This window comes from Kribbella sindirgiensis, from assembly GCF_004331435.1.
GTDB lineage: Bacteria > Actinomycetota > Actinomycetes > Propionibacteriales > Kribbellaceae > Kribbella > Kribbella sindirgiensis.
Window position 1 is genome coordinate 268,535 of the sequence record NZ_SJKA01000002.1, and the last position, 15,557, is coordinate 284,091.

At 68.6% G+C, this 15,557-nt stretch carries 19 protein-coding genes; 13 read left to right on the forward strand and 6 right to left on the reverse strand.

Annotation, left to right across the window (positions count from 1 at the left end; genetic code table 11):
* Positions 1-56 precede the first annotated feature (56 nt).
* Positions 57-932, reverse strand: a complete 876-nt coding sequence (locus E0H50_RS05790) for an alpha/beta fold hydrolase (RefSeq protein WP_238150798.1) — start codon at positions 930-932, stop codon at positions 57-59.
* 246 nt (positions 933-1,178) lie between these two features.
* On the opposite strand from E0H50_RS05790, the gene ligD reads away from it, so the two are divergent.
* The 5 genes from ligD (at position 1,179) to E0H50_RS05815 (ending at position 3,780) form a co-directional block, all read left to right on the forward strand.
* Positions 1,179-2,117, forward strand: a complete 939-nt coding sequence (ligD, locus tag E0H50_RS05795) for a non-homologous end-joining DNA ligase (RefSeq protein WP_131285521.1) — start codon at positions 1,179-1,181, stop codon at positions 2,115-2,117.
* Complete coding sequence (locus E0H50_RS05800) at positions 2,114-2,293, forward strand: hypothetical protein (protein WP_131285522.1); 180 nt, start codon at positions 2,114-2,116, stop codon at positions 2,291-2,293. The genes ligD and E0H50_RS05800 overlap by 4 nt, the downstream gene beginning before the upstream one ends.
* 106 nt (positions 2,294-2,399) lie before the next feature.
* A complete protein-coding gene (locus E0H50_RS05805; RefSeq protein ID WP_131285523.1) occupies positions 2,400-3,029 on the forward strand; it encodes a TetR/AcrR family transcriptional regulator in 630 nt (209 codons plus the stop codon).
* Between the two features lie 103 nt (positions 3,030-3,132).
* Entirely contained in the window at positions 3,133-3,360 is a 228-nt protein-coding gene (locus E0H50_RS05810; protein WP_131285524.1) for a DUF3107 domain-containing protein, read from the forward strand.
* A gap of 144 nt (positions 3,361-3,504) precedes the next feature.
* Complete coding sequence (locus E0H50_RS05815; protein ID WP_131285525.1) at positions 3,505-3,780, forward strand: GlsB/YeaQ/YmgE family stress response membrane protein; 276 nt, start codon at positions 3,505-3,507, stop codon at positions 3,778-3,780.
* A gap of 203 nt (positions 3,781-3,983) precedes the next feature.
* Here E0H50_RS05815 and E0H50_RS05820 read toward each other — a convergent pair whose 3' ends face one another.
* Positions 3,984-4,664: a ferritin-like fold-containing protein gene (locus E0H50_RS05820; protein ID WP_131285526.1), complete on the reverse strand. Its 681-nt coding sequence runs from the start codon at positions 4,662-4,664 to the stop codon at positions 3,984-3,986.
* Between the two features lie 251 nt (positions 4,665-4,915).
* On the opposite strand from E0H50_RS05820, the gene E0H50_RS05825 reads away from it, so the two are divergent.
* Both E0H50_RS05825 and E0H50_RS05830 read left to right on the forward strand, forming a co-directional pair.
* Positions 4,916-6,649: a DEAD/DEAH box helicase gene (locus E0H50_RS05825; protein WP_131285527.1), complete on the forward strand. Its 1,734-nt coding sequence runs from the start codon at positions 4,916-4,918 to the stop codon at positions 6,647-6,649.
* A gap of 87 nt (positions 6,650-6,736) precedes the next feature.
* A complete protein-coding gene (locus E0H50_RS05830) occupies positions 6,737-7,705 on the forward strand; it encodes a DUF4349 domain-containing protein (protein ID WP_131285528.1) in 969 nt (322 codons plus the stop codon).
* Here the strand turns inward: E0H50_RS05830 and E0H50_RS05835 are convergent.
* Positions 7,699-8,451, reverse strand: coding sequence for a ParA family protein (locus tag E0H50_RS05835; RefSeq protein ID WP_131285529.1), 753 nt, complete (start codon positions 8,449-8,451; stop codon positions 7,699-7,701). The genes E0H50_RS05830 and E0H50_RS05835 overlap by 7 nt on opposite strands.
* A gap of 83 nt (positions 8,452-8,534) precedes the next feature.
* Between E0H50_RS05835 and E0H50_RS05840 the strand changes: the two genes are divergently transcribed.
* On the forward strand, positions 8,535-10,052 hold the full coding sequence (locus E0H50_RS05840) for an MFS transporter (RefSeq protein WP_131285530.1): 1,518 nt from the start codon (positions 8,535-8,537) through the stop codon (positions 10,050-10,052).
* 19 nt (positions 10,053-10,071) lie between these two features.
* On the forward strand, positions 10,072-10,947 hold the full coding sequence (locus tag E0H50_RS05845) for an alpha/beta fold hydrolase (RefSeq protein WP_131285531.1): 876 nt from the start codon (positions 10,072-10,074) through the stop codon (positions 10,945-10,947).
* Here the strand turns inward: E0H50_RS05845 and E0H50_RS05850 are convergent.
* Both E0H50_RS05850 and E0H50_RS05855 read right to left on the reverse strand, forming a co-directional pair.
* Positions 10,940-12,010: a hypothetical protein gene (locus E0H50_RS05850; RefSeq protein ID WP_131285532.1), complete on the reverse strand. Its 1,071-nt coding sequence runs from the start codon at positions 12,008-12,010 to the stop codon at positions 10,940-10,942. The genes E0H50_RS05845 and E0H50_RS05850 overlap by 8 nt on opposite strands.
* Positions 12,007-12,540 (reverse strand): RNA polymerase sigma factor, encoded by a 534-nt coding sequence (locus E0H50_RS05855; protein WP_131285533.1) that lies wholly within the window; start codon positions 12,538-12,540, stop codon positions 12,007-12,009. Before E0H50_RS05855 ends, E0H50_RS05850 begins: the two co-directional genes overlap by 4 nt.
* A 189-nt stretch (positions 12,541-12,729) precedes the next feature.
* Between E0H50_RS05855 and E0H50_RS05860 the strand changes: the two genes are divergently transcribed.
* The 4 genes from E0H50_RS05860 to E0H50_RS05875 are packed head-to-tail and all read left to right on the forward strand — an operon-like array spanning position 12,730 to position 14,516.
* Positions 12,730-13,554, forward strand: coding sequence for a hypothetical protein (locus E0H50_RS05860; protein WP_131285534.1), 825 nt, complete (start codon positions 12,730-12,732; stop codon positions 13,552-13,554).
* The gene (locus E0H50_RS05865; protein WP_131285535.1) at positions 13,551-13,865 is read left to right on the forward strand and encodes a hypothetical protein; all 315 of its coding nucleotides are present in this window, start codon (positions 13,551-13,553) and stop codon (positions 13,863-13,865) included. The genes E0H50_RS05860 and E0H50_RS05865 overlap by 4 nt, the downstream gene beginning before the upstream one ends.
* A gap of 14 nt (positions 13,866-13,879) precedes the next feature.
* Positions 13,880-14,191 (forward strand): hypothetical protein, encoded by a 312-nt coding sequence (locus tag E0H50_RS05870; RefSeq protein WP_131285536.1) that lies wholly within the window; start codon positions 13,880-13,882, stop codon positions 14,189-14,191.
* Between the two features lie 10 nt (positions 14,192-14,201).
* Entirely contained in the window at positions 14,202-14,516 is a 315-nt protein-coding gene (locus E0H50_RS05875; protein WP_131285537.1) for a hypothetical protein, read from the forward strand.
* Between the two features lie 89 nt (positions 14,517-14,605).
* On the opposite strand, the gene E0H50_RS05880 is transcribed toward E0H50_RS05875, so the two are convergent.
* The gene (locus tag E0H50_RS05880; protein WP_131285538.1) at positions 14,606-15,553 is read right to left on the reverse strand and encodes an ABC transporter ATP-binding protein; all 948 of its coding nucleotides are present in this window, start codon (positions 15,551-15,553) and stop codon (positions 14,606-14,608) included.
* Positions 15,554-15,557 lie beyond the last annotated feature (4 nt).

The window sequence follows — 15,557 nt, forward strand, 5'->3', positions numbered from 1 at the left end:
AGTTGACCTGACGCTCCGCTCAGTCGTGTCTCAGCCGGGCGTCGGATTCGACTCGATCAAGCGATCAACTGACGGAACGCCCGCGCCACCTGGTCCGGGTGCTCCATCTGTGCGACATGTCCCGAGTGCGGCAGGTAGAGCAGTCGCGCGTTCGGGAAGCTGCGCTGGGCCTTGGTACGGATCCGCGCGTCGACCAACCGGTCCTTACCGCCGTAGATCAACAGCACCGGGCACTCCACTCTCGCGGCGTCGGCCCAGAGCGACCTGCGCGGCCTGGCCAGTGACGAGCGCAGAATGCTGCGCGCGGCCTCCACGGTCGCCTGCCGGCCCCACGGGTCGGTGTCACGCCGGTGCAGCTCCTCCTCGTACGCCGCACGCACCTCAGGCGCCAGCGACCGCGGGTCCCCGAACACCATCGCCAACGACGCCTGGAACCGCTGATCGAACGGCAGCCGCTGGGTCCGCTCCAGTACGACAGGACCGAGCCGTGGCGTCGCCAGCGCGGCAAACCACAGTGCACTCGCCGACACCCGCGGATGCGGCAGTGCGGGCGACACGAGCGTCAGCGACGCCACCAGGTCGGGCCGCTGCGCAGCCAGCGCCACGGACGAGGCACCACCCATCGAGTTCCCGAACACGTGCACGGGCTGGTCGTACTCGCGTTCCAGGAGCTGGATCAGTACGTCGGCCTGCTCCGCGATCCCGGGCACGCCAGAAAGCGGCGTACGACCGAAACCCGGGAGGTCGGGCGCAATGCCCCGGATCGTGTCGTTGAGCATCAGGCCGAGAGCGGTCCAGTTCAGCGACGACCCGCCCAGGCCATGGACGAACAGGGCGGGCGGCAGGTCCGGCACCGCATCCGGCACGTCCCTGACCAGCAGGTCCACCCCTGCGACCGGCACACGCCGCTCCGGCCACTTCTGAAGTTCCACGGGTACGGCGTCCCCGGTTACTGGCCCGTAACTATCCACGGGGTCCATGTTAAGCGGGGTCTGGGGACTCTGCGCCGTCGCGAGCAGGTGCTCGGCGGAGTGCAGCGCAAGGCGGAGGGCGAGGCCCGGAGTGGGGTTCTCCGTGCCTCGTCCTCCAACGCGGCGATGTGCCCGCCGAGCGCCGCGCAGTAGGCGCAGAGTCCCCAGACACCGCTTAAGTCTCCTTTCAGGTGGAGACTGGGACGCATGGCGGGAGCGCAGCAGCAGCTGACTACCGAGGTGGATGGGCAGACGATGAAGCTCACCAACCTCAGCAAGGTCCTGTATCCACAGACCGGGTTCACCAAGGCCGAGGTCATCGACTACTACCACCAGGTGGCCGCGTTGCTGCTGCCGCACCTGTCCGACCGGCCGCTGACCCGCAAACGCTGGCCGGACGGCACCTCAGCGGCGTACTTCTTCGAGAAGAACGCTCCACGCGGTACGCCGGCCTGGGTACGGACCGAGACGCTGCCGACGCCCGGTAGCTCGACAGGCCGCGACGAAATGAGTTTCGTGGTCTGTGACGACGTACAGACCGTGGTGTGGCTGGCCAACCTGGCTGCGCTCGAGCTGCACGTCCCGCAGTGGCGGATCGGGCTGTCCGACCAGGGCCGGGACCCGCAGGCCGACCTGATCGTGTTCGACCTGGACCCGGGTCCAGGAGCGAGCATCGTCGAGTGCTGTGACGTTGCGCTGGCGCTGCGGCAGCTCCTGGGCCACTACGGCATGGAGGGCTGGCCCAAGACGTCCGGGAACAAGGGAATGCACCTGTACGTGCCGATCGAACCTGCGTCGTCCAGGCAGACCAGCGCGTTCGCCAAGCAGCTGGCCGAGCAGCTGGCCGAGGCCCTGCCGGAGAACGTGACCGCCAACATGACCAAGGCGCTGCGGCCCGGCAAGGTGTTCATCGACTGGAGTCAGAACGCCAGCGCCAAGACCACGCTGGCGCCGTACTCGCTCCGTGGCTCCGACGAGCCCCGGGTGTCCACACCGATCGACTGGGACGAGGTGGCATCCGCCACCTCACCGGAGGACCTCCGGTTCCTGCCGCACGACGTCCTCGCCCGGATCGAGGAGTACGGCGACGTACTGGAAGGGCTGTACGACGACCCGCAACCGCTACCTACGAAGGAGGCGACATGACTGAGACAAATTTCGAGGGCCCGGACTACGACCCGGCCTTCGACGCCGAGCACGACACCGACCAGGACACCGACCAGGACGAGTCGGAGCCGGACGTACCGGCCGACGCCAACCCGGCGGACGTCGAGGAGCAGCGCCGCGAGGTGGGCGACTCCGACGAGGAGGAATACCGCTGACCGCCGCCTGGCGGCTACCACGATGGAACGCCGATCGGCGGGGAAGCTACTGGCGAGGAGGACTGCTGGGTAGGATTCGGGGAACATCACCGAAGGAGTACCCACCGTGTCGACGACCCCGGAGACCGCACCCAAGCGTGGCAGCCGCCTGCCCCGGCTGGCCCGTCGCGCGCAACTGCTCGAGGCCGCCCAGGAGGTCTTCGTCGCGAACGGGTACCACGCCGCCGCGATGGACGACATCGCCGATCGGGCCGGCGTGTCCAAGCCGGTCCTGTACCAGCACTTCCCCGGGAAGCTCGAGCTGTACCTGGCGCTCCTGGACACCTCCTGCGACGCGATCGTCGCGTCCGTGCAGGACGCACTGAAGTCGACCGAGGACAACAAGCTCCGGGTCGCCGCGACGATGCACGCGTTCTACGACTACGTGGCGAACGCGCAGGGCGCCTTCCGGCTGGTGTTCGAGTCGGACCTGACCAACGAGCCGGCCGTCCGGGAGCGCGTCGACCGGGTCACGCACGCCTGCGCCGAGGCCGTGTCCGAGGTGATCAGCGCCGACGCCGGCCTCAGCCGCGAGCAGTCGATGGTGCTGGCCGTCAGCCTGGTCGGCATGGCTCAGGTGAGCGCCCGCTACTGGCTCGGCGCCGGCGACCCGTCGTTCCCGCAGCAGCAGGCCGCCGACCTGGTCGCCTCCCTGGCCTGGCGCGGCATCCGCGGCTTCCCGAGGACCGACAGCTGAAGGTTCTGCTTTGGGCGGACGGATGAGGGCTGGGGACCGCTACCGGATAGGCTCGAAGCGTCACCGGCGAGAGTCGCCGGTCGGAGCGTGCCCGGAGGGTTTCGTGGAGGTCAAGATCGGCGTGCAACACGCCAATCGTGAATTGGTTCTGGAGAGCGAGCAGTCTCCGGATGAGGTCCAGGAACTGGTGGCGGCGGCGCTCACCGGCAAGTCCGGTCTGCTCGAGCTGACCGACGAGAAGGGCCGCAAGGTCCTCGTCCCGGCCGACCGGCTGGCGTACGTCGAGATCGGCGAGGTGTCCACCCGCAAGGTCGGATTCGGCGCGATCTGATCGCGTTCCGGACACAGTCGCGCGTGTCCTGGTTGCGGAGTGCCACCTACAGGGCACGATGGCGGTGAGACCTGCGCCGAACTGGTCTGGTTGTCACGGGGCACCGGGCAGGCGCAGGTTCACCATCCCTCACAAGGAGGAACCGTGTACTGGGTCTGGATGCTCATCGTCAGCCTCATCGCGGGCATCATCTTCGGGCCGTTGGCCCGGGCGGTGCTCCCCGGCAAGCAGAACATCAGCCTCGGTTGGACCATCCTCGGCGGCGGTATCGGCGCCTTCCTCGGTGGTCTGATCGCCAAACTTCTCGGCGTCAAGGACACATCGGGACCGGACTGGATCCAGTACCTGATCCAGATCATCTGCGCCGCGATCGTGGTCGCGATCATCTCCGCACGCAACAGCAAGCCCAAGTCCGCCTGACTCAGGCACCACCAAACGGCCGCCACCCCCAGCCGGGGGCAGGCGGCCGTTGCCGTCCCCCGCCACCCCGGCCCCAGTCCCCCCATTTCCCTGGCAGACCCACGAATTTGGCTGGTCCACCAGCGATCCCCGGGGTTAATGACCCTGGTTCAGGGTCATTAACCCCGCATTTGATGGGTCAGCCAGGCACATGGGGGGAGGGGTCAGGCCTGGAGGCCGAGGGCGGTCATTCGGGCGGTGTGGGCCTCGGTGAGGCGGGTGAGCATGCGGCCGATGGCGGCCAGGTCCAGGCCGGGGCGGTCCACGCTGCCGGCCAGGAGGGCGGCGAGGGAGTCGCGGTCGGCGGCGATCCGCTGCGCCTGGCTGAGCGCCTCGCCCACCAGGCGGCGGCCCCACAGCGCCAGCCGGCCGCCGAGCTTCGGATCCTCGTCGATCGCGGCCCGGACCCGGTCAACCACGAATTCGGCCTGGCCCGAGTCGGCGAACACCTCGAGCACCAGGCCCCGCGTCTCCGCGTCCACGAACGACGCGATCTCCCGGTAGAAGTCGTTGGCGAGCCCGTCGCCGACGTACGCCTTGACCAGGCCCTCGAGCCAGTCGGACGGCGCGGTGTGGTCGTGGAACGCGTCCAGCGGCGTGACGAACGGCCGCATCGCCTCCATCGGGTCCACCCCGAGCTGCACGAGCCGGTCCCGGAGCCGCTGGAAGTGGCCGAACTCGGTGGTCGCCAGCGCCGCCAGCTCCGCCTTGTCGTCCAGCGTCGGCGCCAGTTTGGCGTCCTCGGCCATCCGCTCGAACGCGGTCAGCTCGCCGTACGCGAGCACTCCCAGCAGATCCACCGCCGCGGCCCGGTAGGCGGGATCATCAAAGGCCGTCTGCTCCATGCCCGGCACCCTATCGGGCCGCGCGGGACAGTGGCGCATGCCACACGAAGCGGCGTTGACAGCCGCTGCGGTTACACTGGTGAGCGATTCGCCGGTGACGCGCCCAGATGGGCAAGCTGGTGCGAGGTGCTTGCACAGTGTCCCCGCGCCTCACGATCGGGGCTTTCAGGCCCCAGGCGCCCGGCCACTGAGCATCTGTCCGCACAAGCATGTGAGAGGCGATCAGCCTGACCACCTTCCGAGAGCTCGGGGTGCTCCCCGAGATCTGTGACGCGCTCGACCGCGTCAACATCATCGAACCCTTCCCGATCCAGGAGATGACTCTCCCGGTGGCCCTGATGGGCACCGACCTGATCGGGCAGGCCCGTACCGGCACCGGCAAGACGCTCGGATTCGGCATCCCGTTGCTGCAGCGCACGCTCGCGCCGAACGAGGCCGACTACGACGAACTGGTCGCGCCGGGCAAGCCCCAGGCACTGGTCGTCACCCCGACCCGGGAACTGACCATCCAGGTCGCCAAGGACCTCGAGACCGCCTCCACCGTCCGCACCGTGCGGATCCTCAAGGTGTACGGCGGTGTCGCGTACGAACCGCAGCTGGACGCGCTGAAGGCCGGCGTCGAGGTCGTCGTCGGTACGCCGGGGCGCCTGCTGGACCTGGCCAACCGGGGTGTTCTCGACCTCGGCCACATCAAGGTCCTGGTCCTGGACGAGGCCGACGAGATGCTCGACCTCGGCTTCCTGCCCGACGTCGAGCGGATCCTCCGCAAGACGCCCGAGCTGCGCCAGACCATGTTGTTCTCGGCAACCATGCCGTCGGCCGTCATCGCCCTGGCCCGCACCCATATGCGGCACCCGCTGAACATCCGGGCCGAGTCCCACGAGGACACCCAGATGGTGCCGACCACGGCACAGTTCGTCTACCGCGCGCACGACCTGGACAAGCCCGAGGTGGTGGCGCGGATCCTGCAGGCCGACGACCGCGGCCGGGTGATGATCTTCTGCAAGACCAAGCGCGAGGCCTCCCGGCTCACCGACGACCTGCAGGACCGCGGGTTCAAGGCGGCCGCAATCCACGGCGACCTGAACCAGCAGGCTCGCGAGCGGGCGCTGATGCGGTTCCGCGGCGACAAGATCGACGTACTGATCTGCACCGACGTGGCGGCCCGGGGTATCGACGTCGAGGGCGTCACGCACGTCATCAACAACACCTGCCCCGAGGACGAGAAGGCCTACATCCACCGGATCGGCCGGACCGGGCGCGCGGGGGCGAGCGGTATCGCCGTCACCTTCGTCGACTGGCCGGACCTGACGCGGTGGAAGGTGATCAACAAGGCGCTCGACCTGCCGTACGACGAGCCGCAGGAGATCTACTCCACCTCGCCGGAGCTGTACCACGACCTCGGGATCCCGTCCGACGCGAAGGGCCGGATCCGGGCGGCGCGGGAGGCGAAGGAGACCCGCGAGCCGCGTGAGTCGCGGGAGCCCCGTGAGGCGCGGAGTTCGCGCGAGGGGCGGACCGAGGGTGAGCGTTCGTCTGCGAAGAAGCGCAACCGGACCCGGAAGCGCACGCGCGCCGGTCAGCCGGTCGAGGAACTCGCCGACGTCACCACAAAGACCGAAGTACCGGCTGTGACCGAGGCCCCGGAGGAGGCGCCGGCGCCGAAGGCCCGCAAGCGCACCCGCACCCGGAAGACCGCGGAGCCCGTGACCGAGGCTGTGGAGACCGCAGCAGTCGAGACCCCGGCCGAGACAGCACCCGAGGCTGCAGTCGAGGCGCCGGCGGAGAAGAAGCCGGTCAAGCGCACGCGGACCCGCAAGACCGCCGCGGCAACGGAGGCTGCACCCGCCGAGGCTCCGGCCGACGCTCCTGAGGAGAAGAAGCCGGTCAAGCGGACGCGGACTCGCAAGACCGCCGCGACGAAGGCACCGGCCGAGCCGAGCGCGGTGCCGACGACGACGCCGATCTTCAGCGCGCCGGAGTGAACGTCACCTAAAGGTGATCTGAAGCTGCAACACCCAGCCCCGTGTGGGCCGTCCTAGGGCGGTAAACCACGAGAGAGGGGCTGGGTGATGAGGCGGATCAGAGCAGTAACGGCCGTGGTGGCTGTCGTGGGGGTCATGGTGCTGGCCGGGTGCGGTGCCAGCGGCAACGACAGCGCGACCAGCGGCGACGCTGCGCCGGCGCCGGCCGCGAAGCAGGGCTCCGGGTCCGGTGAGTCCGGGTCCGAAGAGTCGGCGGGCGAGGCGAACCCGCAGGCGCCGTCCGCCGGCAAGACGGACTCGGGAGCGGGCGGCGGCAAGGAACAGCCGGCGATCACGCGGGCGATCATCAAGACCGGCTCGCTGACCGTCGAAGGCGACGACGTCTCCGGGATGCGGCAGAAGGCGGTCGCCGCGATCGCCGGCCTCGAGGGTCAGGTGGCCTCCGAGGACACCGGCAGCGACTCCGACGGCAAGATCACGCGCTCGAACCTGGTGCTCAAGGTCCCGACCAAGTCGTTCGAGACCGCGATCCAGCGGCTCTCCGACCTCGGCAAACGCCTGCAGATCCACCAGGAGTCGACCGATGTCACCGAGCAGGTGATCGACGTGGCCAGCCGGATCGAGTCCCAGCGCGCCAGCCTGGACCGGATGCGCGCGCTGATGGCGAAGGCGAACACGATCGGCGAGATCGTCTCGGTCGAGAGCGAGCTGACCCGCCGGGAGGCCGACCTGGAATCCCTGCTGGCCAAGCAGAAGAACCTGTCCCTGCAGACCGAGCTCGCGACGCTCACACTGACGCTGACCGAGAAGGGCAAGCCGCCGGTGGAGACCGTGAAGGAGCCGGACAAGGGCTTCGTGGCCGGCCTCAAGGGCGGCTGGAACGCGTTCACCGCGGCGTTCTCCGCGATCGCGACCGCGGTCGGCGCTCTGCTGCCGTTCCTGGTGCTGCTCGCGATCATCCTCGTACCGCTGTGGCGCTTCCGGAGCAAGCTGCGTCGGCAGCCGGCTGCTGTGCCCGTCACGGGGCCGCCTGCCGCGCCCAACAGCGGTCAGTGAAGCAGTGCGCCGGCCAACGCCCGGTAGGCCTTCGCACCGGGTGAGGCCGGCGCCGTGCTGAGTACGGTCTCACCGATCGCGGGCGCCTCCGCGAACCGGATCGACTTCGGGATCGCCGGCTGCAGCACGTCCAGCGAGTACGTGTCCGCGATCGTCTCGAGGACGGTACGGGCGTGTGTCGTGCGGCCGTCGTACAGGGTCGGGAGGACGCCGAGCACGCGCAGGCCGGGGTTGGTCAGCCGCTGTACGTCGTGCACGGTGTCCAGTAGTTGCCCTACGCCACGATGTGCCAACGTCTCGCACTGCAAGGGAATCAGGACGTCGGACGCCGCGGACAGGCCGTTCACGGTGAGCAGGCCGAGCGTCGGCGGGCAGTCCACGATGATCCAGTCGTACGCCGTCCGCAGCGGGCGCAGCGCAGTGCGCAGTACCTGCTCCGGACCGCTCTCCCGGGCCAGCTGCACGTCGGCGGTCGCCAGCGCGATCGTGGCGGGCAGTAGGTCCAGGGCGCCGTCCAGCTCGATCAGTACGTCGCGGGCCCGCACACCGCCGAGCAGCACGTGATGGATCGACTTGTCCAGGTCCTCGGGGTCGATGCCGACCGAGAACGTCAGGCAGGCCTGTGGATCCAGGTCGACCAACAGCACCCGTTGGCCGAGCTCGACCAGGGCTGCTCCGAGGGTGGCGACGGTGGTCGTCTTGGCCACGCCGCCCTTCTGATTGGCGACCGCGAGAGTGCGAGGCACCCGGCCATTGTGCCGTACCGCGGAACGCGAGCCCACACCGAGCTGTTGACTTCAAGGACACTTGAGCTCTCAGCATGCTGGACATGACCGGCACAGCGATCTGCCCCGACCCTCCGACCCCCGACTGCGACGACGGCCCGGCGCGCGCCGGGCGGCGGGAATGGCTCGGGCTGGCCGTGCTGGCGCTGCCCACCATCCTGATCGGCCTGGACGGGACGGCCCTGCACCTCGCGGCGCCGGCGCTCAGCAAGGATCTGGCGCCCAGCTCGTCCGAGCTGCTCTGGATCATCGACGTCTACGGGTTCGTGGTGGCCGGGTTGCTCGTCACCATGGGCACGGTCGGCGACCGGATCGGGCGCCGCCGGCTGCTGCTGATCGGCGCGGCGGGGTTCCTCGTCGCCTCACTGCTCGCGGCGTTTGCGACCAGCGCCGGGCAGCTGATCGCCGCGCGGGCGCTGCTGGGCGTGGCCGGAGCGACCCTGATGCCGTCGACGCTGTCGCTGCTCAGCAACATGTTCCGCGATCCCGGTCAGCGCCGGCTCGCGATCGCGATCTGGATGACGAACTTCATGATCGGCGGCATGGCCGGTCCCCTCGTCGGCGGCGTACTCCTCGACCATTTCTGGTGGGGATCGGTGTTCCTGATCGGCGTACCGCCGCTGCTGCTCCTGCTCGTCGTAGCGCGTCCGCTGCTGCCCGAGTTCCGGAACGAGCGGGCCGGCCGCATCGACCCGCTCAGCGTGGTGCTGTCCATCGGCGCGATCATCTCGGTCGTCTACGCCGTCAAGGAGACCGCGAAGAGCGGACCGCACCTGAGCGCCCTGGCCGTTGCAGTGGTCGGCGTGGGGCTCGGCTGGGTGTTCGTCCGCCGCCAGCTCAGGCTGCCGGAGCCACTCCTCGACCTGCGTCTGTTCAGCCGGCCCGCGTTCGGCGCCTCGGTCGGCGCGCAGATGTTCGGTCTCTACGTGCTGGCCGCCGCGCAGTTCCTGGCCGTGCAGTACTTCCAGCTGGTGCTCGGTATGACGCCACTCGAGGCAGGTCTCTGGATGCTGCCGACGATGGTCGCCGGCATCGTCGGCACGCTCGGGGCGCCGTACGTCGTCCGCGTCCTCCGCCCGGGTACCGCGATGACCGTCGGCTTCCTGGCCGCGGCACCAGGACTCGCACTGATGACAGCATCCGAGCGCTGGCCAGTCGTCGTCGGACTGTCTCTCGCCGGCCTGGGCATCCAGCTGGTGCTTGCGCTCACGTACGACGTCATTGTGAGCAGTGCACCGCCTGAGCGAGCCGGTGTCGCGTCCGGCATGGGTGAGACCGGCACTGAGCTGGGCATAGCGCTCGGTATCGCCATCGCGGGCAGCATCGTCACAGCGGTCTACCGGGCCGGAGTGTCAGTGCTAGTCGGTGCACCGGACTCTGTTCGCGACACGCTGGGCAATGCGGTGGCCGAGGCCCAGCATCTGCCCGCTCCACTCGCTCAGCAGCTCCTCACGGCGGCGCGGGACGCCTACACGGACGGCGTACAGGTGGCGGCCTGGGTGAGCGTCGCAATGGTTCTGGTCCTCGCCGCGACCACGGCCAAGCTGGTTCGGACCAGGTGAACGGTTAGTCTCTTTACTTGTGAGTACGCCGCGTACGTTGACGCTGCCCGACGGGGTGCGCCCCGAGACACTCGAGACCGACCGTGGGGCGTTCGCGACCCTGACCGCCGTACCGGACCTCGGTACGCCGCTCGGCACGGTCCTGCTCGTGCCGGGGTGGACGGGAAGCAAAGAGGACTTCACTCCCCTGGTCGACCACCTGTGCCGGTACGGGTGGCGCACGGTGGCTGTCGACCAACGTGGTCAGTACGAAACCACAGGTCCTTCCGACAAATCGGCGTACTCGCTGGCGGAGCTGGGCGCGGACGTGGTGGCGATGAGCAAGGCGCTGGGCGGGTACAGCCAGCTGGTCGGCCACTCGTTCGGTGGGCTCGTGGCGCGTGAGGCGGTGCTGACCGACCCGTCGGTGTTCTCCACGCTCACACTGCTCTGCTCGGGGCCGGGCGCGTTCACCGACGAGACGACGCTCCAGAGCCTGCAGATGCTCGCGTTCGGGCTGGAGAACCTGCCGATCGAGCAGGTGTACGACCTCAAGCTCGACCACGAGAGCAAGGCGCCCGGGTACGTCGCTCCGCCGGAGGACATCGCCGCGTTCCTGCGGAAGCGGTTCACCGGCAACGTGCCGACCAGCCTGGCCGAGATCACTCGCCGGCTGACCGACGCGGAGGACAAGACCGATCAGCTCGCGAAGTCCGGCGTACGCACACAGGTGCTGCACGGAGCGACCGACGACGGCTGGCCGCTCCCGGTGCAGGAGGCGATGGCCGCAGCTCTCGGGGTGGAGGCCGAAGTCATCCCTGACGCCGGTCACTCACCAGCCATCGACCAGCCCGCAGCGACCGCCCGCGCCCTCGTCGACTTCTTCCACGACTACCCGAGCCTGACGACTACCTGACCGGTCGCACCTGCGGTATCACCCGGATCAGGTCGAGCCCCGCCGGGGTGAGCGCGGCCTTGACCTCCGGCGTGTACGCCGTGACCTGGGCCAGTGCGCGACCGCCGTAGAGGCCGGGACCGCTGGCGCTGTAGATGCCGAGCTTCGGGTTGCCGCTCATGACGTCGCCGATCGCGTTGGTGACCCGCTGCTCGTCCGACTGGCTGAGCAGGGTCGGGACCACGCAGTAGTTCCCGCGATAGACCTTCTCGAACGCCTGCCGGAACGCGTCCGCGTCGCCGTGCGCGAGACCGATGAGGATCACCACGGGCGCGCCGCGGCTGGTGCCGTTCGGGTAGCGGAAGATCGGGCCGGTTGCCTGGTAGGCGTGCGCCGCCAGGAACTTCGTCACCGCCGTCGAGGAGATGTTGCTCGGCTGCGACTTCCAGCCACCGGGCGGGACCGGGCACTCCAGCTCGGTCTGCGCCGGGTGGTCCAACGGCTTCAGGGCGGTCTGCACGTCGACGTCGATCGCGCCGCCGCGCCACGTGCCGGTGACCGTCGCTTCGCCGGACAGGACGCCCTTGATCGTGGAGAGGCCGGGGATCTGGCCCAGGTCCAGGCCGTTGAGCTTGACCGCGAAATTGTCGGGACAGCTCGGAGCGGGCTCCTTGCCGGGCGGATAGCCGATGTCGGGGACGGCCAACGGCGGGCAGAAGACCGGCGTCTTCCCCGGGACGGCGATGATCTTGCCGCTCACCTGCACCTTGTCGCCGGGCTTCACCAGGAAGTCGTCGTTGCCTTGGGCAATCGTCTGCGGAGTTCTGGCGTCGGGCGTGGCCGCGGTGGTGCTCGGCGCCTGGGCCGTCGGGGCCGTCGGGGTCTTCGGGTCCGGGAGTACCGCGATGACGCCGGCCGCGATCACCGCCACACTGGCCGCCGCGAGCGCGGGCACCCAGCGACGGTGCTTGCGGCCGCCGCTCAGCATGTACTCGAGATCGGGCTCCGGCGGTGCCTCCTGATCGGCCCGCCAGCGAGCGCCGGCACGGGTCAACAGGTCGTCGACCTCATCGGTCTGCTTCATTCGGTCACCTCCAGGAGGGTGCGGAGTCTGGTGCGGGCGTCGGACAGCGTGGATTTCACGGTGCCTTCGGAGCAGCCCATGACGGCGGCGGTGTCGGCGATCGACAGGTCTGCGAAGTAGTAACAGTCGACCGCGAGCCGCTGCCGCGCCGACAGCGACATGATCGCGTGATCCACATCCATCCGGGCGTCGAGATCCGGCCGCGACACCGGTCCGCCCGCGGCGTCGTCGATCAGCGACAAGGACGCGCCGCCCGGGCGCATCCGGCGTACCGCTTTCCGGGCCTGGTCCGCGGTGATCGCGAGCAGCCAGGCAGACGGCGTACCGCGGCTCGCGTCGTACTGCGAGCGCTTGGCCCAGGCGCGCGCAAGCGCCTCCTGCACGATGTCGTCCCGATCCGCCCCGACCGCGAGCCGCCCCGCCAGCCGCGCCATCGCCACCAGATGCGGCCGCACCCACGCGACGAACCCCGGCCCGTCCCCCGGCGGCCCCTGCACCCCCACCACCGGCTCACCCGTCATCGTCGGCATACCTTCTCTACCCCCGATCGACCCGCCCGGTTGGGTCCTACCCGCATTTCAACGACCCCACCACCCCAAGGTCACCACCCCACCCCATTCCGTAACCCACCCGAGTTATCCACAGATCCAATTTCCCACCCCACAGCCCACCCCCAACTCCCTACGGTCGAATGAAGCCCGATCACGCCTGGGGGACAGATGAAACCTGGTCTCGACGACCTACCAGAACCGGCCGGCCTCCACGCGCCGCTGATCAGAACCCGTCCGCTGGACTGGGGAGAACCAATTCCGACCAAGGCGGAGATAGCTGACGCGTACGGAACCAAGGCGACGCGGCAGAGCCTCACGCTCCTCGCCCGCGCGGCAGCGGTCGAGCAGCACCTGACAGACGACCTCGTGGCCTGTACCACCGACGGCATGGACGCACATGAACTCGAAAGCCGGCTGAAGTCCCCGCAGTCGCTGGCCCGCAAGCTCCGCAAGATCGCCGGGACCGAGTTCAACAAGCTGCCGATCGAGGATGTCGTGCGTTACACGCTTGTCGTACCCGAGCCGAACGACCTGGTGCCGGCGTCTCTTGACGCGCACGACTCGCTGGAAGGCCGGGGCTGGGAGATCAACGGTGCCGTTCACTCGTACGCTGACGGAAGCAGGTACAAAGGGCTGCACCTGTTCATGCAGAAGTACGGCCAGCGCGTCGAGCTGCAACTCCACTCCCGTGAGTCGATCGACGTCAAGAACCGAACGAGGCCGCTGTACGTGATCGAACGAGACAATGAGCAGCCGCGAGACAAGCGCGCTGAAGCCCGCAACACGGCCATCGCACTGTCGGCTCAGATGCGGAAGCCCGCCGGGATCGATGATCTAACCACCCTCGGCGGGGTGCCGGTCGAGGTCAGAGTCTACGGTGGAGCAGGCCGCACACCGGCCGGACGGGGCAAGCGAACCGGGCACGTGCCGACGGCGCAGGCCGCTCCGAATCAGTCGATCGACTACAACCGGAAAGGTGGGATGGCACGATGACGCGGCTGTTTCTCGTGAGTCAGGGTGAGCGGCGGATCTGGGTAGCGGCGTTGGTGGATGAGGATGTGTGGACGTACGTCGCCAACACCGGAAAGTTCCATCGCAACGAGGGTGTGCGGGACGACTACTTCGTGAATGGCGAAGCCCAGTACGCCGACATCGGGATCGCGGAGGCCAAACGGCTGATCGCCGCCGGCGTCGGGCAGGTCGATGCCGATCAGAACCCGGACTCGGTCCGGGACTGGCAGCGGGACGAGGATGCAATGGACCCCGAAATCGTGTTCGCGTCGATGGCCGCGGACCTCGCCTGACCGCCGGCAGTCTGATGAGGCTCTACCTGGTCAAGGAAGAGGAGCGGTTGGTGTGGGTTGCGGCCTTGGCGCATGAGGTTATGTATTCGTACGTCGCGAACACTGGGAAGTTCCACAACAACAATGCCTTGCGCAACGACTTCTACATGGTGCGCGACCTCACCTACGAACCGATCGGCCCGGCGGAGGCCCGGCGACTGATCGATCAGGGAGTCGGCACGCTCGACGAGGCGCGCTCCGCGACGTCCCTCGCCAAGTGGCGCGCAGACCCGAACCCGCTCGCCCTCGCCGATGTGCTCGCCATGGCCGCCGGCTCCAACGACTAGGACCTACACGATGACGCGGTTGTTCTTGGTCAAGGATGGAGACAAGGACCTGTGGGTGGCGGCGTTGGTGGAAGAGGATGTTTGGACGTATGTCGGGAACACCGGGAAGTTCCACTACAACGAGGGCGCCCGGCATGACTACTACTTCCTCAACGGGCTGCAGTACGTCGACATCGGGATCGCGGAGGCCAAGCGCCTGATCCAGGCCGGCGTCGGCACCGTCGACGAGGACGAACTCCCGGACTCCGCCCGCCGCTGGCGCGAGGACACCAAGGGCATGGACCCCGAGGTCGTGTTCGCGTCGATGGCTGCCGATCTGGCGTAGCCGAGGACATTGGGGAGGTTTCCTGCCTGATTCGGGTAGGTGATCCTCCCCAGATGGTCGGCTCCACAGGCGCCGGCCGCTGAGGCTGGCTAGGCGGTGTTGTAGAGCTGGGTGATGACGGATTCGATGGTGGGTTCGGAGACGGAGAGGTCTACCAGGGGGTAGTTGGCGGCGATTTCGGCGAGGAGGGGGGCGGCGCTGGTGTTGGTGGGGAAGGTCAGGTGCTGGCGGGGGCCGTCGGTTTTGATGACTGTGGCTCCCGTGACCTGGATGGGGGGCAGGGTTGCGGCGAGGTCTACGACCAGGGTGCGGGGGGCGGACTGGCTGGACTTCAGGCCGTCGAGGGTGCCGTCGAAGATCTGGTGGCCGTGGTCGATGACCATGACCCGGGTGCACAGGGCCTCGATGTCGTCGAGGTCGTGGGTGGTGAGGATGATCGTCGTACGGCGCTCCGCGTTGACCTGCGCGAGGAACTCGCGGAGTCGCGCCTTGCTGATCACGTCCAGCCCGATCGTCGGCTCGTCCAGGTAGACGATCTCGGGATCGTGCAGCAGCGCGGCGGCGATGTCACCGCGCATCCGCTGCCCCAGCGAGAGCTGGCGGACGGGGACGTCCAGGAGATCGCGTAGATCGAGCAGTTCCACGAATGTCGCCAGGTTCTCCCGGTGCCGTGCGAGCGGTACGTCGTACATCTTCTGCAGCACCGCGAACGAATCCTTCAACGGCAGATCCCACCAGAGCGTGGTGCGTTGACCGAAGACGACGCCGATGCGGCGGGCGAGTTTCAGCCGGTGCCGCGACGGGTCCACCCCGGCCACGCGGATCGTGCCACCGGACGGCACCAGGATTCCGGTGAGCATCTTGATCGTGGTGGACTTCCCGGCCCCGTTCGGCCCGATGTAACCCATCACCTCCCCCGGTTCGACGCTGAACGTCATACCGTCCACCGCCCGGACTTCCCGCCGGGTACGGCGCCATCCGGACCGCGACGTCACGGTGAAGGCACGCGAGACGTCCGCCAACTCGATTACAGCCACGACC